Consider the following 23,387-nt stretch of genomic DNA (forward strand, 5'->3'; position numbering starts at 1 on the left):
ATTCGGTTTGCACCTATCCGCCAAATGGTTTCCTAGATGCCCTGCCTAGGGCACCAATATCTTTTGAATCGCCGGGCCAACGATCCTGACCAGTTCTTCCGGTTCGGCAGCAATCAGGGTGGGCACGCCGATGACCTGCCGACTGACGACCAGCCCAACGAGCAACGATGACGCTAGGCCAGCCCGAAGAGCAGCATCACAGCCAGGGCTTTGCGAAGTTCCGGTCATTAACCTCGACTGAATGAATCCGCGTAACTGGTCGCGGGCCTGATCATTGACGAATGCGCCGCGAAGCGTTGCCATCAAAGGCTCAGACTCCTCAGGCTTGCCCTCCCACGCCATGAGAAAGGCGCGGACGACCCTCTCGCCCAAGTGCTCGTCAGGGCCTTCGTACAGCGCATCAAATCGCTCCAACGCCGATGCCGGGATAGCCATTACAGCGGCGAACAGTTCGTCCTTGGAGCGGAAGAACTGCATCACCTGGGCGACGTCAACTCCGGCGTCAGCGGCAACGAGGCGGATGGTGGTGCCGGCAAAACCGTCGCTGGCAAAGCGTGCCCGAGCAGCGTCAAGCACCACCTGCCTCGTGCTGTTGGGCCCCGGCCGCCGGCCACGGCGCGCTGTGGGAGTGGGTTCTTTCGTCATGATCGCATCCGAATTATTTTGATACCGCCATTATATCAACGGCTGTTGAATTATTTCGTTGATCGCCGTACCTTACGGGAATCGCTCCAAGAATCAAGAACAATAAGGAATCAGCATGAGTGACTGCCAGATGATTTTCGCCTTGTCTTCCCGACCCTTGGCCCCCAGAGCCATGCGTTTCGTCCGCTTTGCGCTACTCAATCAAATCCCTGATGTAGGCCTTGCCCATGACTAAGTCCCCTGCATTTACGCTGAGTCCTGTTCTCACGGGTGTCTTCGCAGGTCCCATCGCAGGCCTGAAATACCAGACCCCCACATTGTCCGGTGTCACGACGCAGGATGGCGAATTTCACTATCGAGCCGATGAGGCCATCACTTTCCTGGTGGGCGGGATCGTCCTGGGCGCAACGCGGGCGGCGCCACGCTTGAATCTGGCGCAGCTCGCCAATCGTGTGGATGGCAAGATCGACAAGTTGCTGGACCCGTCGGTCACCAATTTGGCGAGGTTCGTTCATACGCTGGATCAGGAAGGAAGCATCGAATCAGGTGTGAGGATCGCGCCGGTCGTGCATGAGCTGATCGGCTCTGCGCCGATCAATTTCAGCCCGCCGGTTATGCCCATGGGCCAAGGTGGTGCCGGCGGTTTTGCCAATGATCCGACGCTGACGCAGATACTCGAAACGCTCAACGCCACGCCGGGTGTTTTCACGGCCAGGACGCCAAGAACGCTTTGCGACGCGGCCACCAGCCGCAATGAATTGCGGCGCAATATCCGCGGCATCATCAAAACGACAGATGTACGAATCCCGTTGCGCGATGGATCTTACGTCTGCGCCGACGTGTTCCGGCCCGCAACGCCGGGGCAGTATCCGATCGTGATGAGCAAGGGCTTCTACGGCAAGAGCTTCTACCATGACTGCATTTGCAACGACGCCGACGTCATTCGCAAAGAGGAAATGGAAGACCGCTACTTCTCCGGGAATCCGGACGGTGCCCAGTACGAAAACCACGAAACCGTTGACACTTCGGTATGGGTGCCAGAGGGCTACGTGTGCATTCGGGTCGATGCGCGAGGCGTATGCAAAAGCCCGGGCCTGCAGGCCCCCTTCAGTGTTCAGGAGGCCGAAGACTACTATGACGCCATCGAATGGGCTGGCACTCAGCCTTGGTCGAACGGGAATGTAGGGCTGTGGGGTATGTCATACCTGGCCATGGCCCAACACAGCGTGGCCAGCCTGCAACCACCGCACCTCAAGGCCATGATCGCTCAAGGCACCGATGCCGACATTTACAACGAAGCCTTGTACGGCGGCGGCATCTTCGGCGCTGGATTCTGGAATTGGTGGTGGAAGATCTGGTCAGGCAACAACCACTGCGGTGAGCGTCCCGAGACAGACTGGATGAAGCGCGTGCTCGCCACGCCCTTCAACGACATCAATGCATACGGGCCACGCGGCAGTATTTTCATGCGCCCTGACATGAGCAAGGCCACTGCCCCGGTATGGATCGTGGGGCCTCAGGTGGGCGCTATCATTCACCAACTGGGCAGCAGCGAAACGTTCATCCGCTCCACCGCTGCCAAGGCGCGCAAGTTCGACTTCACCGATGCCTGGTTCCCTGGCTCCTACAGCAACAAGTCGATCGCCGAACACATGCGCTATTTCGACTATTGGCTCAAGGGCCACGACAACGGCGTGATGGACGAAGCGCCCGTGCGCGTTGAGGTGCGTACCGGGAATGGCGCGCACTTCGTTCTCCACGAAAACGAATGGCCTATTGCTCGGACGCAGTACCGCCGCTGGTATCTGGACGCCCAGACCTCAGACTGGCAGAAAGATGATCGGCGCCCTCACCTGCTGCGCATCGTCGAAAGCCAGCCGTTGACGGCCGGACGCGCCGAATACAGCGCTGATGTCGATCTCGGCACGCCAACCCTTGCCCCTGCGGGCTCCAATGACGGAACACCACGCTGGTCAACAGGCGTCTCATTCGTCAGCGAGCCGATGCAAGAAGATTTGCTGCTAGCCGGGTACATGAAGGTGGGTTTGTGGGTGGAATCGAGCAGCGAGGACATGGACGTGTTTGTGTCGCTTCGCGTTCTGGATGAGCAAGGCCGTGAGATTCGCTATGAGTCTGTGGTCCTGCCTGTCGACCCGGTCCACATCCACCCTGTCGGCCATGGCTTGTTGAAGGTGTCCCGTCGCAAGCTCGATGAGCAGCGCACTACCGAGTACTGGCCGGTGCACACTCACCTGGAAAAGGATAACGCGCCACTGCAGCGCGGTGAAATCGTGCCGGTAGAAATCGGGCTCAACCCCAGCACCGCGATGATTCGCAAAGGTCACCGCCTGCTGGTGGATATCCAGCCCTACGCCCCCGCAGGCGTACCGGTTCGCGCGTATGACAAGCGTTATCACGTCGATGCCGTGAACAGAATCTACACGGGACCGGAACACCCGAGCTACCTGCAGTTGCCGATCGTCCCGTAGTCGAGCCTCATCAGCAGAGCCAGTTCGGCCTTGCTGCAAGCATCACCTGGGGGGTGCCTACCGACGCAGCAGGTGGGTACCCTCACCTTTGAGGGCTTTCACCAGCCCTCCTTTTTTACCTGCCTCCCTGTCCGCTATCCGAACGGCGACCCGACTGGAACGCTGCCAGAAGCTGAAGATGCTCTTCGGTTATCTGCTGCATGGCGCTGATGGCCGCGAGCATCAATGGCGAGGGCGCCGACCGCGCTGACTGCACCAACAGCAGCTGCTGCATCACACCGGCCCCTGACAGTGGGTTGAGTCTGAAGTCACGCTCTGCGGGATCTGCGCTGAAGTCGTGAACGAACAACAAACCTGGAAGAATGGCCATCCAATCGCCCTGGCGTATCAGGTCCAGCGTGGCGAGCACTGCATCGAGCTGGTAATGAGGATGCGCCCCTGGGTGCGCATCCAGATGCGCGTCAGTCCACTGCGCGTTGTCACCACTGCTGGGCACCAATAGCTTAAGACCGGCCAGTCTCTGGACCTCAATGACTTCGCCATGTTCGAAATCGCAAGAATGGGTCAGTGCCGAAACCAGAAATGCAGGCGTGACAGCAAATGCTGCTGTCGCCAGATCCGCAGGCAACTCTGAAATCGAGGGAATGATGGCGAAGTCGAGTTCACCGGCACGCACCATGTCGATCAGCATGTTGCAGGGCGCGTCGATGACCGCCACTGAGGCGTTAGGGTTCTGCGCCATAAGGCGAAGATAAGCTGGGGCCAACTGATAACTCGCCAGGGTAGGCGTCACGCCGAATCGCACTTCGCCGGACAGCCCCTTCTCAAAGGTCGCCATGGCGCTCACCGCCTTTTCATTGGCAGCCAGCACCTCCCGACAGCGCAGATAAAACGACGTCCCCGCTGCAGTGGGTTCGACACCTTTCTGCCGATCGAACAGCTGCACACCCAGGGACTCTTCGATCTGTTTGACATGCTGAGAGATGCCCGACTGAGTGGCGAATTCACGTGTGGCCGCGGCTGTGAACGACCGTGTCTCGTACACGGCCACGAACATTTGCATCTCCCGCAGACCGGGCAGCGAATCATTCATGGGACAAGTTGCTCGTTGAACGCCTTAAGGCTGTCGATACTCGATATTTCCTTACTGTGGGCGATACGAATGGGGATTGCATTGATGTTCTCTGTGGTCCTTCTGAGCAATTCGAGAAAGTTTTGCGCAATTGCCGACAAAGGCTTGCGCGATGCCTCCACCAGCAACAGATCGTCCCAGAGAATAGGGTCTGCCAACGGGTTGAGGGTGAAGCGTCGACGCCGCAAGTCATCGGCGATGAAGAGCCCCGAAATGATGGCCGACCAATGACTGGAGCGCACCAGATCCATGGCGCCCAACATGGATTCAAACCAGTTGAGTCGCTGTGCCACCTGTACCTTGTGATCGATCAGATACTGCTCCAGCAGCGGTCGGCGTCCGATCGGCAACACCAGGTGCAGGTTCTGCAGATCGCGCAGCCGGACGGGCTCGCAATGGGGCAGCCCGGAGTCAGGTGCGGAAACCAGAAATGCCGGGGTTCTCGTGAACAACGATGTGCGCAGCCCCCGGGCGCCGGACTCATAAGACATACGCTGCGTGATGGCGAAATCCAGCATCCCTCGGCGCACTGCGGTGGCCATGACGCTGCCGGCGCCCTCGGTCAGGTGAACGGCAACATCGGGATAAAGCGCTTCAAACGCACGCAGCGCCCGGCTGAATACCGAGCGGGTCATGGTTGGGATCATGCCAATTCGCAGCGTGCCGCTTGAAGCATCAGCGCGGGGACCGATCGCGTTGCAAGCGTTCTCATGCCTGCGCAACAGCTCAACGCACTGGCGATAATAGGCATGGCCGGCAGGGGTAGGCGTGATCGCCCGATCCCTGGCGAAAAGCAGCACACCCAGTTGCGTCTCCAGCTGGCGCACATGCGCGGAGACGCCGGACTGCCCCAGCCCTTCCCGGCTGGCTGCAATGGTGAAGGAGCCTTCCTCGTACACCGCAACGAACATGCGGATGTGCATCAGCTTGGGGAGCATCATGCTCTGGACCGTCTCTTATTATTTTTTCCGATGGAATTATCGGATAGCAGACTGTCCGTACTCTATCTACATCGGCGATGGCTTGCCAGTGCCGGCCAGGGCGTGCTGCGCGCATGACCGTCAGCCAGCATACGTCTGTTCCAGACGCTGACCTGACCGTTTGCCCTTCTCCCAAGGACCCTGATCACGGCTATACGGCGCGGCGGTCAACAGACCTTCATCATCCCACCGTCGACGGCCAGTAACTGCCCTGTCATGAACTTCGCATCATCGCTGGTGAGGAACAGAATCGGCCCGACGATATCGCAGGGCACGGCCATTCTCTTGAATACCTGCTGACTCACGACGCTGTCACGCACAACGTCGGGCACGTGGCGTGTGCCTGGCGTTGCGGTGAGCGCCGGGGCGACGGCGTTAACCGTAATGAAATCTTTGCCCAGGTCATTGGCAAGCCCGCGCGTAAAGCCGATTACGCCCATTTTGCTTGCCATGTAATGGCTGACGCCGGTGGCGTTGGTCACGATCGACGTTGAGGAGAGATTCACAATCCGTCCCCATTTATTCTCGCGCATCATCGGCACGAAGACTTTCGCGCTTAAAAACATGCTGTCCAGATTGATTTCAAACGTGCGTCGCCAGGTGCTGAAATCAAGATCGTCGATGTGAATATTGGGGTAGATCCCGGCGTTGTTCACCAGAATATCGCAGCGCCCATAAGTGGCCCTGACCGCCTCCCCTGCAGCCGTCCAGCCCTCTTCCGTGCTGACGTCACATTCTACGGTGATGGCCTTTCCACCGGCCTGCTCAACGAGCTGAAGTGTTTGCGAAAGGTCCGCGACATCCAGCAGCGCCAGCGCGGCACCGCGCTGGGCGAACTGGATCGCCAATTCCTGACCAATGCCTTTTGCGGACCCCGAAACCACGGCCACCCGATTTTCATGTGTACGCACTGCTCTCACCTCTCGCATTGAAGACGTGTTCTCCCGGTTGATGCCCAGCAATGTCTGGCATACGCCGAAGGGGACGCACGCTCGAACGACGACGGGCTACCGTCGACGCTTGAGCGAGCCCGTGCCGGGGTTACGATCAGCCACCGAAACGGGGCTCAGGCAACCCTTGAACCCCAAGACCATGAATGGCGAAAAGACTGCCGCGCATCTGGTTGTCACCGGGATAGCGAGGCAACGGCGGCTTGCCCATCGACGTGACAAACAGTGTGTCCATGTTCGGCCCGCCGAAATTCACGCTCGTGACCTTCTTGACCGGCATTTCAATGACACGGTCCAGGCAACCGTCTGGCGCAAAACGGCAGAGTTTTCCGGCGTAGACTTGCGCGTTCCAGAGAAACCCTTCGGCGTCGACAGTCGATCCGTCGGTCACGGTTGTCGGTGTGAAACCTGCTTTGGTGAACGTGCGACGGTTGGCGATCCCCCCGGATTCGAGGTCGTAGTCATAGGCCCAGATCTCGCCGGAGAAGGTGTCCGAGAAATAAAAGGTCGACCCGTCCGGGCTCCAGCAGGGGCCGTTGGAGATCGCAAATCCTGCGTCCAGGGTGTGCACGGACAAGTCCGGATCGAGGCGAAACAGGCTGCCGTCCGCAAACCCCTCGCGGGTATCCATGCTGCCAACGATGAAGCGCCCGCGGGCATCCACCTTGCCATCGTTCAACCGGTTGTGGGGCTTGTCGGCTTCGGGATGTGCGATCAGTTGCGTTTCACCCGTGTCGAAGTCGAGGAAATGAAAACCCGAACCCAATGCCACCACCGCCCCGCCATCACGGCGCAGCGCCAGCGACCCGATGGTGTCAGGCATCTCCCATGTACGAACCTCTCGGCCGTCAGCGGTGCAGCGAAACACGCGGCCGCCGACGACATCGATCCAGTACAGGCGCTGTTCCTGCACATCCCATAGAGGCCCCTCGCCTATGGTCGTCTTTACATCGACCAGAACATCGATCTGCATGTTATCTCCCGGATTCTTTTGACTCGATGTGAGCGGTCCGACGCCCAACCGCGAGCGTTGAGCCGACGGCGATCACGCCTTTGGCGGCTCGGCGATGGTGATGAACACGCCGTAGGGGTCTTTGAAGCTGAACCAGGTCATGGTCAGGTTGCCACCGGGCTTACGGATGATGATGTCTTTGGGTTCACATACGATCTCCACGCCCCCGTAGATACGAATTTTCTCGAACGCCTCTTTGGCGCTCTCAACCAACAGCGCCAAGCGGGTAATACCTACTTGATTCATCAAGTCATAAGGGCCATCGCCGACAATCGTCGGAGGGTTGGTGTACTCGATCAGGTTGATTTCGGTGGCCTGCTTGGGATCTGCGCCCGCCGTCAGGATGTGGTGCGCGTAGATGCTGATTTCATCTTCTGCAAAACCCAGCAGCGGGCCATCGGCTTCATCGGTTCTGGTCTCGAACGTGGAAACGAAGCCCAACACGTCACGGTAGAATTTCAGGGCCTGATCGACGTCCGGCACGGTGATGCATACATGGAGAAGCTTTTTGACTAATGCGCTCATGGCTATTGACCGTCCTATTTAAACGTTCCAGGTGTTGGTGAGGTTGTAGCGTGTGGCCCATTGGACGTCGTAGACCTGATCGCCCCATGTGTTGGTTTTGTCGTCGCCAGCCTCTGTGCGCGCGTCGCTGTTCATCCAGCCGTCGAACCTGGCCTGGTCCTCGAACTCGTAGATCGTCAGGTAGGTCGCACAAGGCTGAGTCTCGGCTCCCACGTGATAGCTCTCTTCTGCCAGCTTGAAACGGGTGACTTTTTTGACGAAGTCGCCTTTGAGCAACATCGGCACATGCACATCGTCGTACCAGGTGTTGAACTTGCTTTCGATGTCTGCATGGCAGTTGATGCCCACGATCCAAATCACTGTTTTATCGCTCATTGTTTATCGTCCAATGCTGATCTGCGCTCTTTGAAAAGAACGCGGACAATGGAAATCCAGGCAACAGGAACCCGTGGCCACTCCCGTCCGAAAACCGGAAGTGGACCCGTAGTTGCTCTTTGCTTATGACTTTTTGGAGATGGCTTCGAAGTAGCGGATGTTGCCTTTCTCACGGTGGCTACGCAGGGTGTGCGTCGTCATCACCGGATGCTGTTCGTACGCCGGCTCAGGCACGTTCGGATTGCCTGTCCAGGAAATCAGCCGGCAAACGCGATCCTTGATGCGCCAGCCCTTTTTCGTGCGCACCAGCACGTCGTCATACCAGCCACGGCCCACCCAATCAGGGCCGCCCACTGCCGAGTCGCGGGACAGCAGCCAGTCGCCATAGGTCAACGCGTAGGCCGTATCGCCGTCCACGTGAACGCAAGAACCGGTCATCGTGTGCATGTGGTTGGTGAGGGTTTCGTGGAAGTCCTTGAAAGCGAACTTCAGGGCACCGACCGATTTCCACACCGCCCCGGCGGGCCCGAAGTCTGCGTGCGCATCTTCGGTAAACACTTCGTCCAGCAAATCCCATGCGTGGGCGTCGAGCGCTACGCCATAGAGGTTAATGACGTCGATGATCTCGGATTTATCTTGTGTGACGCTCATTTATATCTCCCCCGGTTTCTGAGAATTCTAAAAACCGTAGTCGTTTGTTGTTGTTTGAGTCGCTTACTGTTTGCAGTATTCGATGACTTCCAGGACGTTGTTGTACGGGTCAGTGAACGTCAGGATCTTGAATTTCCCGCCTGTTGGCGCGATCACGACCTGTGGCTCGCACAGGAAAGTAATGTCCTCGCGTGCTTTGAGCTTCTCATAGACGGCATCGGTGCTGTCTACCCCGAACGCCATGCGGTTGATGCCGGCGTGGTTGAGTGGCGCAGGCGGGTTGGTGTTGACGACGGTTTTGGGTTCAACGAACTCGATCAGGTCGATGACGGTGGCGTTTTCCTTTTCCTTGCCCACCAGATGATCGGCATGAATTTCGATTATCTGGCCAGGAAAACCGAGGATTTCACCCGGTGCCCGTTCGCCCCTCAGTTTGCCGATGGACTCCAGACCGAGTACATCACAGTAAAACGCCAACGCCTCTTCGATATCGGCGACGGTAATGCAGACGTGGAACAAGCGGTTGATATAACGATCCATGGTATTGCCTCTGTTTTCAGGGTTGTTGATACGTTGATTGATTCAGGGTGAACGGATTACGGCATGCATCGCTCGTACAGCATTTTTGCGGATTGATCCGTTGTCGTGGGCGCTGAGGGTGCAGGCGGAGTTACACAATCGGTGACCTCAATCAGTGAGTCTTCACGTGCCTTGGGCAACAGAAAACGCGCCAGCGCCGGTATCAATACCAAGGCACCGAGCATGTTCCACAGGAACATGAACGCCAGGAGCAGGCCCATGTCGGCCTGGAACTTGATGCTGGAGAAATGCCAGGTCGCCACGGCGGCTGCCAGGGTTACACCCGTCAGCAACACCACTCGACCGGTGAACTGCAGCGCGGTGGCGTACGCCTGTTTCAACGTGGCGCCTGCTCGCAGGCGGGCCAGCGTCACGCTCAGCACATACAGCGCGTAATCCACGCCGATGCCGACGCCAAGCGCGATCACGGGAAGCGTCGCGACTTTCACGCCCATGCCCAACACCACCATCAGAGCTTCGGCCAGGACTGAAGTCAGCATCAGCGGCAGCATGGCCACCAGCACCGCACGCCAGGAGCGGAAGGTGACGAAACACAGCAACGCCACCGCGCCGTAGACCATGAACAGCATCTGGTACCACGCCTTGTGAACCACGATGTTGGTGGTGGCATCGATCCCTGCCGAGCCAGCCGCCAGCAGGAAGGTTGCATCCTTGTCGTTGTTTGCCTGCGCGAACCGTTCCACCAGGTCCACGACCTGCTGCAGCGTTTCGGCACGGTGATCGCGCAGATAGGCATACACCGTCAGCAGGTTGCATTCTTCGTTGTAAAGCTCACGGGGCGCACGAGCAGTAATGGTGTTGAGCATGCTCTGGTTGCCCGGCAGGTCGTACCAAAGAGGGCTGCCTTCGTTCATGCCCACCATCAGGCGTCGTTGCAGGCGTGCGATCGACTGAGTGGATTCCACGCCAGGCAGGTCCATCAGCGCCCATTCGAGCTGATCGACACGACGCAGAACGCCATACTGACTGCAGCCTCCATCGGGGGTCTTGACCATCACCGCAAAGAGGTCGTTGCTGGCACCGTAGTTTTTGGTCAGGTAGTTCACGTCACGGTTGTAGCGCGAATCGGCTTGCAGCTCCGGAGCACCAGGATCGAGGTCACCCACTTTCAGTTGAGTGCCGACAACCACACCCAACACCGCCAGAACCACTGCTGTCGCGATCGCCAGTGTGGCGCGTCGACCCTCGGTAAAGCGCACTAGCCAGACGAAGAACGCGCTGCTCTCCCCGGCGACAGAAGCGCATTCACGAAGCACTGCCCTGGCCGCAGCCTTACGGCTGACTCCGACAAAACTGAGCAAAACCGGCAGCAGAATCAGATTGGAGATGACCAGCACCAGCACGCCGAGGCTCGCGGCGATGGCCAATTCGCGAATCACCGGGATATCGATCATCAGCAGCACCGCAAAGCCTACGGCGTCAGCGAGCAACGCGGTCAGACCGGCCAGGAACAGGCGCCTGAAAGTGAAGCGCGCCGCGACATAACGATGCGTGCCGCGGCCGATGTCCTGCAGAATGCCGTTCATCTTCTGCGCGCCATGGCTGATGCCGATGGCGAAGATAAGGAATGGCACCAGCATGGAGTAAGGGTTGAGCGAATACCCCAACAGCGGCAGCAGGCCCAGTTGCCACAGCACGCCAGTGACCGAGGTCATGACCACCAGGGCAGTGCTGATGACATCTCGGTTGTACAAAAACACCATCCCGGCGCAGATGATCAACGCGATGAAGAAAAAGCCGATCACTTCCTGCATGCCGTCCATGAGGTCGCCGGACAGCTTGGCAAAGCCGGTGATGTGAATGGCCACTTCGTCATTGCTGTACTTGGCGCGCAGTTGTTCCAGCTGTAGAGACAATGCTGCGTAGTCCAGCGGTTTGCCGGCGGCGTCATGCTCAAGCAACGGCACCTGGATCACGGTAGAACCGCCATTGGCGGCGACCAGTTGGCCGATTTCGCCAGAGCGCTGCACATTCATGCGCAGCTCTTCGAGTTTGGCAGGCGAGCCGTCGAACTGTGGCGGGATGACCTGACCGCCGTCCAGGCCGTCCTCGGTCACGGCGGTCCAGCGCACGTTCGGCGTCCACAGGGACTTCATGAAGGCTCGGTCGACACCAGGCAGCATGAACGCTGCATCGTTTATCTGGCGCAATGTCTCCAGATAGCTCGCGGTGTAGATGTTGCCCTTGCTCGCCTCCACTGCGATGCGCACCGAGTTACCCAGCCCAGTGAGCTCTTTTTTGTTTTCCAGATAGTGGGTGATGTACGGGTGCCCAGTGGGAATCGTCTTTTCAAAACTGGCATTGAGCTTCAGGCTCATGGCGCTGAAGCCAAGCAAGATCGTAATCAGCGCGCACAGCAACAGCACCAGGATGCGGTGATTGAAAACAGCGCGTTCGAGGGACGAGCCTGAGCGCGGATCAAAGTCTTCCAGCTGGCAGGTCGTCGTCGAGGGTGGTGTCACAGTGGTCATATCATTGAACTCGTTAGAGGGCGCGAGTGATCATGAAAAAGCGGGGCGTCAGCCAAGCCGGGCGACACCGCCCAGGCTTGTGGCAACCAGCCCGCCGTCAGCGGCATCGATCAGTGAGGTCAGCGGCACGCGCCTTTGCAGCGGCTGTTCGGCAAAGTGCACACCCGCATCGCGACTGGCGAAAACTTGCCCGCCTTGCGCCAGCAGCATCACCCGGCCGTCACGCAGTTCAACGCACGAGAGGATCGTCAACGGTGCAGGTAAATCGATGGCGGTCACCGCTGTAGCGCCTGGATCGATACGGCAAGCGGCACCCAACAGCCCGGCGAATACGAAACCACCTGATTGCGTAGCAGTGGCGGCGAACAAGGTGCGCTCGGACGGCGCGGCCAATGCTTCGAAGCTGACGCCGTCATCGCGGCTGCTCATCAGTACGCCCTGCTCGCCCGCCACGACCCAGTTCTTGTCCTGATGGGCAATCGCGTACAGGTGCAAGCTCATGGGGTTGGGCAAACGGTCACGGCACGGCGTCCAGGTCTTGCCGCCATCCTCGGTGCTGGCCGCTAGCCCAAACGCGCCCACCACCATGCCGCGTCGCGCGTCGGCGAAGCAGATCGATAGCAAAGGCTTGTCCGGGCCATCGTCCACCAGACGCTGGGCCTCTATAATGCGACGTTCGCGATCGGCAGCCCCCTCTGGCAAACCGAGCGCCTGAGCCAGGCTTGCCTTGGCCAGCGCTAAGCCGTCGGTCTGCACGGCCCAAGTCTCGCCGCCATCGGAGGTGTGCAGCACAACCCCGTTGTGACCGGCGATCCAGCCTTCGCGGGCATTGGCGAAGCTTGCCGAGGTCAGGGTTACGCTCACCGGCACGCGGGCCTGGCGCCATTGGTGGCCGCCATCGTCAGATAGCACGACCAAACCACGCTCCCCCATCGCCACCAGCCGATCACCTGCTTGAACCACTCGCGTCAACATCGCATGCGCTGCTCGCGTGGTCATGGTGGCCGGCTCGTTCAACGGCCCGGGCATCGCGGCAGAGACGACCGCAACGGTGGTGGATGCCAGTGTCGGTGCCAGCAACACCTGCAGCCCCACCCCCAACCCCAGCAACACCAGCGCGCGACGGGATCCGTCGACACCTTCATTCTTATTGTTATTCATACGGTTATCTCATCCGTTTCGTTGTTCAAGCCGGACAATGCTCTAACGCACACCTTCACCCGAGAGCGATTCAGGTGTGAAAATGCGGGCCGGCATGGAAGCTTTGAGGTCGACCTGTTTGTCGCGAGGGAAATAGGCGGAAGCGAAGTACCCGCCGCCGATCAAGTCGTACGACATGTAGCCTGCGACAATGGTGCCTGGCGCTCCCGGGAACACAGTCGGCAGGTTGTAAGTAACCTTCCACAGTTGCCCCTGAGCATCCCAACGCTCGCCTGCAACAGCAATCCAGGTGTCTTCATCCAGATACACACGCAGGCGCGGGACCACATGACGCTGTCCTTGCTTGAGCGTGCCCTCCACGACCCACACTCGATGCTGCTCGAAGCGAACGAAATCAGGGTTCACGGTCTGCGGGTTCATGAGTTGCTCGATGGAGGCCGCCTGGTGGTAGCTGTTGGTGTTGTACGGCACGTACATCTCGGTCTTGCCTACCAGTTTCCAGTCGTAACGGCCGATGGACGAGGAGTACACCTCAACCTCGTCGAAGTTGAGGATGCCGCCAGCCACGGGGCTTGGGACGTCGCAGCAGGTTAGCGGCAGGCGACGAACCCGACGCTGGCCCGTCAGGTAAACCCACGTCTTGGATTCGACGTCATTGATGTTGACCTGCTGCAGCAGAATCTCACCGGCTCGGATGGGTGGCCCAGACGTGTCGACCCGGCGCACGACGATGTTCGAACCTGCGGCCTGCCATTTTTCCAGGTTGCTGTTCGGGTCGTAGTACGGGAACGAGCTCTTGGCCACGTTCTGCGACACAGGGATCACCTTGCCTTCCGGCGTCACACGGGCCAGGCTCGGGGTGGTCTGGTAACCGGGGCTGGTCCACCGAAGCAAGTGGTTCCAGATCGCCTCTTCGCCCGTCTTCGGGATCGGAAACGGCGCACCGCCGTAAGCACCCTTAGGAAACGGACCGAGCTGACCACTGGGGTCCATCGTTGCCCGGGTAGCGTTGGCGAAGGTGTTGTCGTAGACCCACTGCGGAGCGCCGGCGGTGCGTCGGGTTTGAAAGACCTGAACCTTGAATGAGGGGAAGCGCTTGAGTAGCCCCATCGTGCCTTCAGTCAGCTTGTCTTTGTATTGATCTGCGTTCTGGCCGGTGATGGTAAGCAGAGGCTTGTCTTTGGAAAATAGATCCGGAATCGCCGCTGCAGTGGCCGAGGCGTCAAACGGATAACCGCCGTCCCACGCGGGAATGGAACCGTCCTTGTTGGCGGCACGCTCTGCGCCCATTGGTGTCAGCGTGGTCTTGAGTCTGGCTGCCTCATCGGCAGCTACAGCGGCGTGTGCGGCCGGTGCTACCACTGCGGCGCAGGCCAGGGCCAGAAGGGTCAGGCGAGAAAAAATAGTCATGAGGTTTCCCTTAAAAGGTACGACGCAAGGACACGGAGATGAAATCACGGTCCTTCAGGGTCTGTTCGAAGGTGTACGTGCCGTTGACGGAGGGATCGGTGGAGGCGTACGTAGCGGTGTTTTCCGCGCCGTAGTAGTGGGTGTACGCCAGCGAAAAATCCCATACGGTCAGGTAGTTGCCTGCCAGGGTGAAGGTCATGTCCCCGCCGTTGTCAGGCCCCATGATCACCACGGGCGACTTGCCATGGTTGTAACCCATGGTCACCGACGGCGTCAGATCCAGGCCATCCAGAACGTTGCGCTGCGGCATCGCGTAAGCGAAACGCAGGGCTTCGGCGCGTCGATCAAGGCCCGGGTCCATGGCATTGCAATTGCTGGTGCAACTGGTCAGCTGGTTGTAGGCCAGCTCCATGCTGAGCGACGGTTCGTCAGAGGTGAAGTTACGCGGCATCGTCCAGATCATGGAGAAGTTGGCATGGGCCGAGTTGCCGATGGCATAGAACGCGTGATGGTTGTTGTCTGCCTGGGCGTTACCCACCTCCTGCGGCAGGCTCGTCAAGGGCGTATCACGCCGCACAGACAATTCGCCGGCGTAGTTGATGGTGTCCACCGTGGTCGTGGCGCTGATGCCAAATGCCTTGATGTCCTCCGGGTATACCCACTGGTACACACCAAACCCGGCGCCGACGACTGGAGTACGGGCTGCTCGCGAGTAAAGCACCGGCGTTTTGGCGTTGTATCGGATCGCATAGACACCGAATTCCCAATCACCCAGTGCCGTGCGCAAGCCAAGCCCGTACTGGCCTTTGTCGCTGGCCTTGATGTCTTCGCCACGCGACAAACCAATGCCGGGCACCCCGGGCGCAAAGCGGATGCGCTCGCCACCATCGGCGATGAAGTCGTTGACCGAGAAGTAGCTCCCGGCGGCTGGCAGGCGGGTCGCCTCCCAATCGTATTGGTAGTAACCCATCACCGTCAGCGCGGGCGAAAACTGAATCTGGCCCGAGAACTGCCCCACCGGCATGATGATCTCTTTGGTGGTCGAGCCGGGAACGGAGGATGCCTTGACCGCATCCACGGGGGATTGGGTACCGGCAATGGCGTTGGCGCCGTAAAACAGGCTTTCGCCCCATAGCACCGTGTGTCGCCCCAGGCGCCCACTGACCCGGGCAGTGCCGACGTCAGTTGCCCCAAAGACGAATGCGTCCAGCAGTTCGGCTTTTCTGCCGTGCAGTTCGCGGGTGTCATCGGTGAATTCGTCGCTGCGCACAGACAACGAGTTGTTGGTGGCCGGAGAGTCGTTTTTGTTTTTCTGGTTGTAGACGTCGTCGTACCAGGCGGCGCCGCTCAGCCGGAAGCCGAAGTCATCGCGGTAAACTACGTCCATTTCGGACAGCAGGTCGAGTCGATTGGAGATGAGCCTGCCGCGTTTGAAGTTTCGGTCACCGTCGTCAGCGTTCAGCGCTGAAGGTCCTGCGCCGCTACCGGCGGTGGCGGGCACGTTCTGGGTGAGCGTGTCATCGGGATTTTTGACACGCACGCCAGCAGAGTATTTGAAGGTGTTGTCCCACCGTACCTTGAAGTCGGAATCACCGACATCGATGGGGGCGGCCAGCGAATAACCAGCAGCCAATAAACTGGTGGCGACAACGACCGATCGAAGACTTTGGCGGCATACAACGTCTTGCGATACTGCAAATCTTATTTTTATTATTTGCATTATTGCTACCTGAATAGATTGTGTGGTGCATGAATTCCGGTTGCTGTTTTGCTCGGTTAAATCAACCGTGGCAGGCCACAGTGGCCCACGAGAAGACCTCCCCTGATAGGTGCATAACCGGTTTTATTCATGCAAGAGTGCATCGTTGTGCAGGCAACCCAGGGTCTGGTTGAAGGCGTGTTGTTCTTGTCCTTAACCCGACTGCATCTGTGTTGGTTCGAGTATATGCAGCGCCTTTTCGGCATGAACAATGATTAAACCCGCTGCACCGCAGTTAGATATTTGATGGCCAAAGCAGGACGCTGTTTGTCCGGTGGAACACGCAAAGTGATTCCTCATGCGCCCGTCAAGCTGACGTACATGCACGGTCAATTACGAGGAAAAGAAAAGTCTATGGATGTAACGGAGCGTTCATTGAATGTGGGGAGCTCGGCCTGAGCTAAGGTGCGTCGTCATCTTGTCGAACAGCAATTTGACCCTCGTCAGCTCCAGCCGCGCGGCCGGCACCATGATCTTCACCCAGCGCTCCACCAGTGCGAACTCTTCGAGCACCGGGACAAGTTCCCCCGCCTCCAGGGCGTCGGCAACGATTGGCAGGGCCAGTTGGACGATGCCGTGGCCATTGCGTGCGGCGGCACACAAGTAGCCTTCATCATTGGTGATGAGCACGGGACGCACGTCGACCTCCACACGACCTTCTGCGGAGTTGAAACCCCAGATGGAGCCAGCGATAGAGAATGCCAGGCAAGGGTGATGAATCAGGCCGCGTGGATGCAACAACGGCTCACATTGTGCGAGGTAGTCCGGAGCGGCGCACAGGCGCCTGGGGAAAGGTCTGATAATCTGTTCGACCACCTCGGAATACGCCATCTGGTCCATGCCGACCGAAATGTCAAACCCCTCCTCTACCGGATTGCCGCCTCGGTCCGACGCAACGATATCTAGGTGAACAAGCGGGTTTTCGGTGCGAAACCGCAGGAACAGATCACCCAGGCCTTGCCGGATGAGAACCGCAGGGGCTTTGATCCGGATGGGGCCTTCAATACTGCCAGGGCTCAGTATCGCGCCGCTGGCCATGTCGCTGTAGGAACGGAGCAGTTGCCGCGCATGGGTCAGGTAACTCTGGCCCGTGTCGGTCAACGTCAAGCGCCGGGTTGAACGATCAAAAAAAGTGGTCTTGAAATCCCACTCCAGCTCGTCAACCCGCTTCATGATGACCGAGGGCGAGGTGTGCAAGGCGCGCGCGGCGGCTGAGAAGTTACCGGTGTCGGCGGTGACGACAAAAGCTTTCAGCTTCAGCAGCATGTCCATGGTGCAGCGCTCATCTCAATGGGTGAGTTCAGACTCGACAGCGCGACGAATAGCGTCCCTGGCCCAGAGTCGGTCGTGGTGCGCCTGACAACCAGGCCCTAGCGAGCCGATCCCGTTGAGCACAGACCAGTGCTCGAGGTAAAACAGCGCGAAGTCTGCAATGCTCATTCTCTCGAACAACCAGTCTTTGCCGTTGATCTGCCGTTCTGCCCGGTCAAGCCCGGCCTGAAATATCTTCAAACCCTGCCCCTTCACTGCGGCATGCTCAGATTCGCTCGGCGCGAACTTCTCAGGCCGACGAACCCGAGTGTAGCCCTGCATATGAACGGTCGAGACTAAATGCTCGAGCATTTCCATCACCCGGATCTCGCCTTCGATATCGGTCGGGATCAGTTCGCGTTCCGGGTTGGTGCGCGCAAGGTACAGGGCTATCACCGGGAACTCAGTTAGCAGCGAGCCATCTTCGCGAATCAGCGCAGGGACTTTACCCTTGGGATTGATCTGCAGGTAGGCCTCGAACTCTGGCGTGTTTGGCCGCGCCGCCTTCTCGATCTCAAACGGCTTGCCGATCTCAGCAAGCAATGCGTGGATGCCGATCTGGCAGGCACCGGGCAGAAAATACAGTTTCATGAAAGCTCCTGAATTGTCTTGATAGGCGTTGTTATTATCAGATGATGAAGGTTTCCAGCACGCCGATACCGTCCACGCCCGCCTCAATCCGGTCGCCGGGCTTGAGGTACCACGCCTGGGGATCGGGTTTGTGGTGGAGCGCAACGCCTTCGGGGGTGCCGGTGCTGATTAGATCACCCGGGACAAGACCGAAGCGGGACCAAAACTCGACCATTTGCGCGAAGCTGAATATCAGGTCACGGCAATCCGAGTACTGGCGCAACTCGCCATTCACCTTCAGCCACAGCACCAGGCCGGCCGGGTCTGGCACCTCGTCTGCGGTGAGAATGTACGGCCCCAGAGGGCCGAAGCCCGGGAAGTTTTTGCCCAGCATGATCATGCCGTTCTGCATTTCGCGAAGCTGCCATTCACGCGCGGACAGGTCATTGAAAATGGTGTAGCCAAAGATGGCGCTGGCCGGGTCGATATCGCTGTACGCATCGATGGTCTTGCCCAGCACCAGCGCGACCTCTACCTCATAGTCGAAACTGCGCACATCATCGGGTCTTCTCACCTGACTCTTGTGCGGGACCAGCGTGCGGCCCAGCTTGATGAAGCCTGTTGGGAAGTTGCTGTGCAGCTTGCTGGTGGTATTGGCCTTGGTCGACTCCAGCAAATGCCGGCCAAAGTTGCGTCCAGCACAGATCATGGATTTCTCCGGCACAGGCGTCAGCCACTTCACCGTGTCCGGATCATCCAGCCAGAGCGGGTCGTGGCGGCGTGCTCCCCATGCCAGCAACTCGCGGGTCGCGTCCATCGCCGGCTCGCCCCCCTCGATGAGCGCCATGACAGTGGCGGGTGTTCGGGTTTCACCGCGCGCCGCCGCCAGCCTAGCCACATCAACCAGCCTTTCGAGCCCGGATACTGAGGCAGCGACACCCAGCCGCTCCTGCCCGCTTGCAGATTGATAACGGGCGATTTTCATGCGGCCAGCCGCGCCAGCAGATGCTTGAGCAGATGCACTTCGCTGGGGTCCAGGTCACCTTGCACGTCGGCCTCGCTGGACTTGCGGATCGCGATCAGCTCCAGCACCGAAAGACGGCCTTCGGGCGTCAATCGAACAGCGACCTGCCCATCCCCGGAGTCGACCTCGTGAAGCAATCCACGCACGATGAGATTCTGCACGATGGCGGCCGATACCCCTTGCCCTCGCACCTTCTCACTGCGCGCGACGATCTCGGGCATGCACAGCCCGTCTTCCCGACCGATGATGCTCAGCACGGCGTATTCCTCTGCTGTCCATTGGCGGGACTCAAGCTTCTCGATGACGGTTTGCCGGGTCTGGAAGTAGGCATTCGACACTTGATACAGCAGATCATCGGCTGACAGGTTGCTGAGCTCGCCTGCCGGTACCGCTGCCTGAGAGCCCTGTTTGGGCAGCAACATCCCATAGCGCCCGCCATGGAAGACCAAAGGCTTCTGCGCCGAATGGTTGAAGTCGACAATCTCGCCGACGAAGATGACGTGATCCCCACCCTCGTACTGAAAAGCCAGCTTGCACGTGAACCGCGCCATGCAATCGCGCAGCATGGGAATGCTGCCTGGCCCACGATCAACCACGATGCCCTCGAACCGGTCGATACCTTTGCTGGCAAAGCGTGCTGAAAGCGCCTCCTGATCGGCAGACAGGATATGCACGGCGAAGTATCCGCTGTTGCGAAATGCATCCATGTTCAAGGAAGTCCGCGCCAGGCTCCAGAGCACCATTGGCGGGTCCAGGGAGACCGATGAAAAGCTGTTCGCGGTCAAACCGATATCCACGCCGCCGGGCCCGGAGGTGGTGACAATCGTCACGCCTGTGGCGAACGAACCAAAAGCGTCGCGCAAGGCTCGGCCATCAAACGCCGGGCCAGTCTTGACCACATCTGTCGGGGTTGAAGTCTGTGGGGTCATCGTCAATACCTCTTGTGTTGTTATCGATATCGCCGTGTTGTGCCGGGTCAACGAAGTCGCTGTGATGCAGGACTACTGCCCGGTCTTGGCTGCTCTGACCCGTGCTTTCTCGGCCAGATACGTTTCAAGCGTCGACAGCGGTCCACGTTCGTGATCCAGCTGTTTTGTGGCAATGCCGCCAAACGGTGTGGTTTCGTTGAACCAGGCCTCCTGTGGCGGCAGCCCCCAGCGCAGTGACAGCCCTGGCTTGCGCACATCCCAGGCAACAGGCTCGACCTCGATATCAATCAGCAGGTAGTGATCACAGAACAGCTCCACCCGGTGGCCATCCGGATCACGCAGATAAACGAACATCACGCCAGCCGGGCCGTGACGACCCGGCCCTCGCTCCACTACATCTCCCATACCCAAGTTCCCAGCGATATCGCACGCCCGGATGATGCTATGGGTGTCAGAAACGGTGTAGGCAAAATGGTGCAAACGCGGGCCGGGGTTTTCCAGGAAAACAATGTCTTGTGTGCCGGGTTTGCGGAACAGGAAGGTCGCGATCAGCTTGTCATCAAGCGCCATGTATTCTGAAATGCGAAAACCCATTTCTGCGTAGAAATCGGTTTGTTCCTGCACATTGGGCGCCTGGATCTGGTAGTGGTCGAAGCGCATCGCCGCGCCGCCCTTGAAGTCCTGAAACTGCGTGTACAGCCGGGGCGTGGTCGGCATGGTGGCGCAGAGTTGAACCGGCGTGCCTGCCGGGTCATTGACCAGCAGCGTTCGGCCCTGATGGGGCACTTCGATCCAACGTGCGGGCAACCCTTTGGCGGTGTAGAAGTGTTGCGCCTTATCCAGTTCTTCTTCGGTGTAAACGCGAAAACCGATCGCTTCCGCTTGCGGCTCGCCGTCGTGACGCTTGATCACCAGACTGTGGTGGCAGACTTCTTCAAGGCCCCGAAAATACAGGGTGTCATTGTCACGCTCGGTCAGCACCAGGCCGATGACCTGCTCATAGAAATCGCGGCTGGCTTCCAGATCGCGCGAGGTGATGATGGCGTGGCTGGAGCGGGTGATATTGAATGGTGGGTAGTAGACCGGTTTTGGCAGTGGCATGGAGAGTCTCCTGATGTCTGTTCAGAGCCGAATGAAATCCGCTTCGTTGCTCAACTCAAGGGGGCCAGTCAACCGACCGGTCATGTTGTACCAACCAATATTGAACAGCAGCGCCAGGCTCTGTTTGGGGCCCAGTTCGCGGTGAACGGCCTCCCAGACATCGGCGCTTACCTGCGCGGGTGCCCGGGTGGCATCCCGGGCGAGGCGAAGCACCGCCCTCTCTAGGTCGGAGAACAATGGGCTCTTTTCAAAATCCCAAAGTGCCAGCAGTTGCTCCTTCAAAACGCCCTCTTTGAGGGCGCGATTCCAATGGGGATCGTGTTCGTAATTCGTGCCCATGGTCTGGCACGACATCACGATGGCCATTTCCCGCAGCTTCGGGTCGATGCCGCAGCCTTGGCGAACGGCGTCAGCCATGGGAATGAACGCTTCCAGGATCTCGGGGCAAATCGCGAGGGTGCGAAAGATTTGAGCGTTGGGGGCGTGGCCACGTTTGGCGCGAAGCAACTCAAATGCTTGAGGGGCTTCATCAGGGGTGGGCAGGTGAATACGAGGCATACACAGCTCCGCAATTTCTTGTTTTGGTGTTGGATTACCGGTGCCGGGGCCTGGCTAACAGCCAGGCCCCGGCATTGCTTGATTACTGGCCGTTGATCCTCTGATCCCATTCGCTGTTGCGATCGAGAAACGCCCACACTTTGTCTTGTGCCTCGCGAGCTCCTGGATACCGCTCCCCGCGCATTTGCGCATTGCGCCATGGATCGCCCGAGAAGAATTTCTCGTACAGGTTCTGGCGCCCGGCAAAGGACGAGCACGAGGCATCCCACGCCAGACGCAGCAGTTGCATCTTGCGTTCGGCCGGAATGTCGGCTCCGGCGCAATAACGCTCGATGGCCGGACCGTTTTCGCTGTAGAGGTCCTCAACCGTGGGCGCCACCACCACGTTGCCAGCGCCGAGCAACTGCAGAATTTCCAGTGCTCGGGCGTGCATGGTCGGGTATTGGGCACGTATCACGTTGAGCGGTTGCTCATACGGTACGACGGTGTCACCCGGGCCTTTGATGCAATCTATTTCCGCGACGCGAATCAGCGCCCGCAGGGTCTCGACGTACGCCACCAGCTCGGAAAGCTGGACCATTACATTCGGGAAGCGGCTGTGGTTCACTTCCGTCAGGTTGTAGGCAATGCCCAGGAGAAACTCCATTTTCGCCAGCGAGCGCGTGGCAGACTGATGCGAGCCGTGCGGGCCTGAAGGCGACTTCATCGCCGACTCCACCGCCTTGATGCTGCGGTACATGAAGACGCGTTCCCACGGAATGAACGCTTCGTCAAACCACAGCACTGCATCCATCTCGTCCATGCGCCCGGTGAGCGGGTCGTTGGCAAAGCGGCCGTTGGTAGGGAATCCGGGGCGGCAGATCATCTTCATGCCGGGGGTGTCGATGGGGGCGGCAAAACCGACCGCGTACGCTTCAGCGTCTGCCACCAGCGGGAATTTCGCCGCCGCTGGCATGATCAGCACTTCGTTGGCCAGCGGGCCAAGTGTGGCCACCGAGCGCGCGCCGGACACGTAGATACCGGCATCGGATTCACGCACTACGCGCATCACCATATCGCCTGGCTGTTCGAACATCTGCAGACGCTTGTCGATATCCGGCGACACCAGCGAGTGAGTCAGTGCGAGGTCGTTTTCGCGAATGAACTCGTGGTAATTCAGGATGTTCTGGCCGAACTGTCCGCCGCCCGCTGCAAACAACTCATGCGCTGAAGCATGGGCGCTGACCATGACGTTCAGAAAGTCAGGTGTGCGCCCCATCATGCCGCCTACCGCATCCATCCAGGTCTTCATCATTTCCCGACGCAGACGCAGGTCTTCGGCGGAGCGCGGCAGCATGAACGAGCGTCCGACACGCGCACCCGAGGTGGGCGATACGAACGTCATCTTGTCCTGCAGGGAGGGCTCGCACTGGAGGTCATAAAGGTCGGCGATGGACTGGACCGCGCCGCGAAAACGGCGATCGACCGTCACATCCTTGATGCGTTCGCCATCGATCCACACGGAGCGTCCGTCCCGAAGCGAGGCGATGTAATCGGCTCCGTTGCGCGCGCCTTTCGGGGCTCCACTCATGGCCGTCGATTTTTTATTGGTGTTGTATTCCACGGGTAATGCTCCTGCTTGTGAAACGTTTGGCCTGAACGGCATGACCGCTCTCTCGATCAGCGACTGTATCCAGCCTCGATAATATTCAGGCGCATGGGGTTTCAGAATCGGTGATTTGGATGAGCACCTTT

Annotated in this window: 21 protein-coding genes; 1 reads left to right on the top strand and 20 read right to left on the bottom strand. The window is 59.1% G+C overall.

Annotation, left to right across the window (positions count from 1 at the left end; translation table 11 throughout):
- Positions 1–45: 45 nt before the first annotated feature.
- The gene (locus tag AC07V9_RS04080; RefSeq protein WP_495014411.1) at positions 46–576 is read right to left on the bottom strand and encodes a TetR/AcrR family transcriptional regulator; all 531 of its coding nucleotides are present in this window, start codon (positions 574–576) and stop codon (positions 46–48) included.
- A 296-nt stretch (positions 577–872) separates the two neighbouring features.
- Between AC07V9_RS04080 and AC07V9_RS04085 the strand changes: the two genes are divergently transcribed.
- Positions 873–3,134, top strand: a complete 2,262-nt coding sequence (locus AC07V9_RS04085) for a CocE/NonD family hydrolase (RefSeq protein ID WP_495014412.1) — start codon at positions 873–875, stop codon at positions 3,132–3,134.
- Between the two features lie 115 nt (positions 3,135–3,249).
- Here AC07V9_RS04085 and AC07V9_RS04090 read toward each other — a convergent pair whose 3' ends face one another.
- The 19 genes from AC07V9_RS04090 to AC07V9_RS04180 form a co-directional block, all read right to left on the bottom strand.
- Entirely contained in the window at positions 3,250–4,227 is a 978-nt protein-coding gene (locus AC07V9_RS04090) for a LysR family transcriptional regulator (RefSeq protein WP_495014413.1), read from the bottom strand.
- Positions 4,224–5,207: a LysR family transcriptional regulator gene (locus tag AC07V9_RS04095; protein WP_495014414.1), complete on the bottom strand. Its 984-nt coding sequence runs from the start codon at positions 5,205–5,207 to the stop codon at positions 4,224–4,226. The genes AC07V9_RS04090 and AC07V9_RS04095 overlap by 4 nt, the downstream gene beginning before the upstream one ends.
- Before the next feature lie 206 nt (positions 5,208–5,413).
- Positions 5,414–6,157, bottom strand: a complete 744-nt coding sequence (locus AC07V9_RS04100; protein ID WP_495014415.1) for an SDR family NAD(P)-dependent oxidoreductase — start codon at positions 6,155–6,157, stop codon at positions 5,414–5,416.
- Positions 6,158–6,293: 136 nt separating this feature from the next.
- Entirely contained in the window at positions 6,294–7,169 is an 876-nt protein-coding gene (locus tag AC07V9_RS04105) for an SMP-30/gluconolactonase/LRE family protein (RefSeq protein ID WP_495014416.1), read from the bottom strand.
- Between the two features lie 72 nt (positions 7,170–7,241).
- A complete protein-coding gene (locus AC07V9_RS04110; RefSeq protein WP_495014417.1) occupies positions 7,242–7,733 on the bottom strand; it encodes a VOC family protein in 492 nt (163 codons plus the stop codon).
- 18 nt (positions 7,734–7,751) lie between these two features.
- On the bottom strand, positions 7,752–8,108 hold the full coding sequence (locus AC07V9_RS04115; RefSeq protein WP_495014418.1) for a DUF4286 family protein: 357 nt from the start codon (positions 8,106–8,108) through the stop codon (positions 7,752–7,754).
- 123 nt (positions 8,109–8,231) lie between these two features.
- Positions 8,232–8,759: a nuclear transport factor 2 family protein gene (locus AC07V9_RS04120; RefSeq protein ID WP_495014419.1), complete on the bottom strand. Its 528-nt coding sequence runs from the start codon at positions 8,757–8,759 to the stop codon at positions 8,232–8,234.
- Between the two features lie 63 nt (positions 8,760–8,822).
- Positions 8,823–9,299 (bottom strand): VOC family protein, encoded by a 477-nt coding sequence (locus AC07V9_RS04125; RefSeq protein WP_495014420.1) that lies wholly within the window; start codon positions 9,297–9,299, stop codon positions 8,823–8,825.
- Between the two features lie 56 nt (positions 9,300–9,355).
- Positions 9,356–11,830 carry an efflux RND transporter permease subunit gene (locus AC07V9_RS04130; protein ID WP_495014421.1) on the bottom strand — a complete coding sequence of 825 codons (2,475 nt, stop codon included), beginning with the start codon at positions 11,828–11,830 and terminating at the stop codon, positions 9,356–9,358.
- A gap of 48 nt (positions 11,831–11,878) precedes the next feature.
- Complete coding sequence (locus tag AC07V9_RS04135; protein ID WP_495014422.1) at positions 11,879–12,991, bottom strand: WD40/YVTN/BNR-like repeat-containing protein; 1,113 nt, start codon at positions 12,989–12,991, stop codon at positions 11,879–11,881.
- Between the two features lie 42 nt (positions 12,992–13,033).
- A complete protein-coding gene (locus AC07V9_RS04140; protein ID WP_495014423.1) occupies positions 13,034–14,401 on the bottom strand; it encodes a DUF1329 domain-containing protein in 1,368 nt (455 codons plus the stop codon).
- A 10-nt stretch (positions 14,402–14,411) separates the two neighbouring features.
- Positions 14,412–16,121 carry a DUF1302 domain-containing protein gene (locus tag AC07V9_RS04145; protein WP_495014424.1) on the bottom strand — a complete coding sequence of 570 codons (1,710 nt, stop codon included), beginning with the start codon at positions 16,119–16,121 and terminating at the stop codon, positions 14,412–14,414.
- A gap of 411 nt (positions 16,122–16,532) precedes the next feature.
- Positions 16,533–17,432 (bottom strand): LysR family transcriptional regulator, encoded by a 900-nt coding sequence (locus tag AC07V9_RS04150; RefSeq protein ID WP_495014425.1) that lies wholly within the window; start codon positions 17,430–17,432, stop codon positions 16,533–16,535.
- 15 nt (positions 17,433–17,447) lie between these two features.
- On the bottom strand, positions 17,448–18,062 hold the full coding sequence (locus tag AC07V9_RS04155) for a glutathione S-transferase family protein (RefSeq protein WP_495014426.1): 615 nt from the start codon (positions 18,060–18,062) through the stop codon (positions 17,448–17,450).
- Between the two features lie 37 nt (positions 18,063–18,099).
- On the bottom strand, positions 18,100–19,026 hold the full coding sequence (locus AC07V9_RS04160; RefSeq protein ID WP_495014427.1) for a fumarylacetoacetate hydrolase family protein: 927 nt from the start codon (positions 19,024–19,026) through the stop codon (positions 18,100–18,102).
- Positions 19,023–19,994: a flavin reductase gene (locus AC07V9_RS04165; RefSeq protein WP_495014428.1), complete on the bottom strand. Its 972-nt coding sequence runs from the start codon at positions 19,992–19,994 to the stop codon at positions 19,023–19,025. The genes AC07V9_RS04160 and AC07V9_RS04165 overlap by 4 nt, the downstream gene beginning before the upstream one ends.
- A gap of 72 nt (positions 19,995–20,066) precedes the next feature.
- Positions 20,067–21,095, bottom strand: coding sequence for a VOC family protein (locus AC07V9_RS04170; RefSeq protein WP_495014429.1), 1,029 nt, complete (start codon positions 21,093–21,095; stop codon positions 20,067–20,069).
- A 21-nt stretch (positions 21,096–21,116) separates the two neighbouring features.
- Positions 21,117–21,653 (bottom strand): carboxymuconolactone decarboxylase family protein, encoded by a 537-nt coding sequence (locus AC07V9_RS04175; protein WP_495014430.1) that lies wholly within the window; start codon positions 21,651–21,653, stop codon positions 21,117–21,119.
- 82 nt (positions 21,654–21,735) lie between these two features.
- Complete coding sequence (locus AC07V9_RS04180; protein ID WP_495014431.1) at positions 21,736–23,256, bottom strand: 4-hydroxyphenylacetate 3-hydroxylase family protein; 1,521 nt, start codon at positions 23,254–23,256, stop codon at positions 21,736–21,738.
- Positions 23,257–23,387: the final 131 nt, after the last annotated feature.

Source organism: Pseudomonas sp. GW821-FHT02A11 (genome assembly GCF_059421985.1).

What these genes read in the sequence shown, in the direction of transcription:
- AC07V9_RS04140 (WP_495014423.1), bottom strand. Translation starts at nt 14,401, where the DNA reads ATGACTATTTTTTCTCGCCTGACCCTTCTGGCCCTGGCCTGCGCCGCA.
- AC07V9_RS04160 (WP_495014427.1), bottom strand. Translation starts at nt 19,026, where the DNA reads ATGAAAATCGCCCGTTATCAATCTGCAAGCGGGCAGGAGCGGCTGGGT.
- AC07V9_RS04095 (WP_495014414.1), bottom strand. Translation starts at nt 5,207, where the DNA reads ATGATGCTCCCCAAGCTGATGCACATCCGCATGTTCGTTGCGGTGTAC.
- AC07V9_RS04110 (WP_495014417.1), bottom strand. Translation starts at nt 7,733, where the DNA reads ATGAGCGCATTAGTCAAAAAGCTTCTCCATGTATGCATCACCGTGCCG.
- AC07V9_RS04165 (WP_495014428.1), bottom strand. Translation starts at nt 19,994, where the DNA reads ATGACCCCACAGACTTCAACCCCGACAGATGTGGTCAAGACTGGCCCG.
- AC07V9_RS04135 (WP_495014422.1), bottom strand. Translation starts at nt 12,991, where the DNA reads ATGAATAACAATAAGAATGAAGGTGTCGACGGATCCCGTCGCGCGCTG.
- AC07V9_RS04130 (WP_495014421.1), bottom strand. Translation starts at nt 11,830, where the DNA reads ATGACCACTGTGACACCACCCTCGACGACGACCTGCCAGCTGGAAGAC.
- AC07V9_RS04155 (WP_495014426.1), bottom strand. Translation starts at nt 18,062, where the DNA reads ATGAAACTGTATTTTCTGCCCGGTGCCTGCCAGATCGGCATCCACGCA.
- AC07V9_RS04150 (WP_495014425.1), bottom strand. Translation starts at nt 17,432, where the DNA reads ATGGACATGCTGCTGAAGCTGAAAGCTTTTGTCGTCACCGCCGACACC.
- AC07V9_RS04120 (WP_495014419.1), bottom strand. Translation starts at nt 8,759, where the DNA reads ATGAGCGTCACACAAGATAAATCCGAGATCATCGACGTCATTAACCTC.
- AC07V9_RS04170 (WP_495014429.1), bottom strand. Translation starts at nt 21,095, where the DNA reads ATGCCACTGCCAAAACCGGTCTACTACCCACCATTCAATATCACCCGC.
- AC07V9_RS04085 (WP_495014412.1), top strand. Translation starts at nt 873, where the DNA reads ATGACTAAGTCCCCTGCATTTACGCTGAGTCCTGTTCTCACGGGTGTC.
- AC07V9_RS04145 (WP_495014424.1), bottom strand. Translation starts at nt 16,121, where the DNA reads ATGCAAATAATAAAAATAAGATTTGCAGTATCGCAAGACGTTGTATGC.
- AC07V9_RS04125 (WP_495014420.1), bottom strand. Translation starts at nt 9,299, where the DNA reads ATGGATCGTTATATCAACCGCTTGTTCCACGTCTGCATTACCGTCGCC.
- AC07V9_RS04175 (WP_495014430.1), bottom strand. Translation starts at nt 21,653, where the DNA reads ATGCCTCGTATTCACCTGCCCACCCCTGATGAAGCCCCTCAAGCATTT.
- AC07V9_RS04090 (WP_495014413.1), bottom strand. Translation starts at nt 4,227, where the DNA reads ATGAATGATTCGCTGCCCGGTCTGCGGGAGATGCAAATGTTCGTGGCC.
- AC07V9_RS04105 (WP_495014416.1), bottom strand. Translation starts at nt 7,169, where the DNA reads ATGCAGATCGATGTTCTGGTCGATGTAAAGACGACCATAGGCGAGGGG.
- AC07V9_RS04115 (WP_495014418.1), bottom strand. Translation starts at nt 8,108, where the DNA reads ATGAGCGATAAAACAGTGATTTGGATCGTGGGCATCAACTGCCATGCA.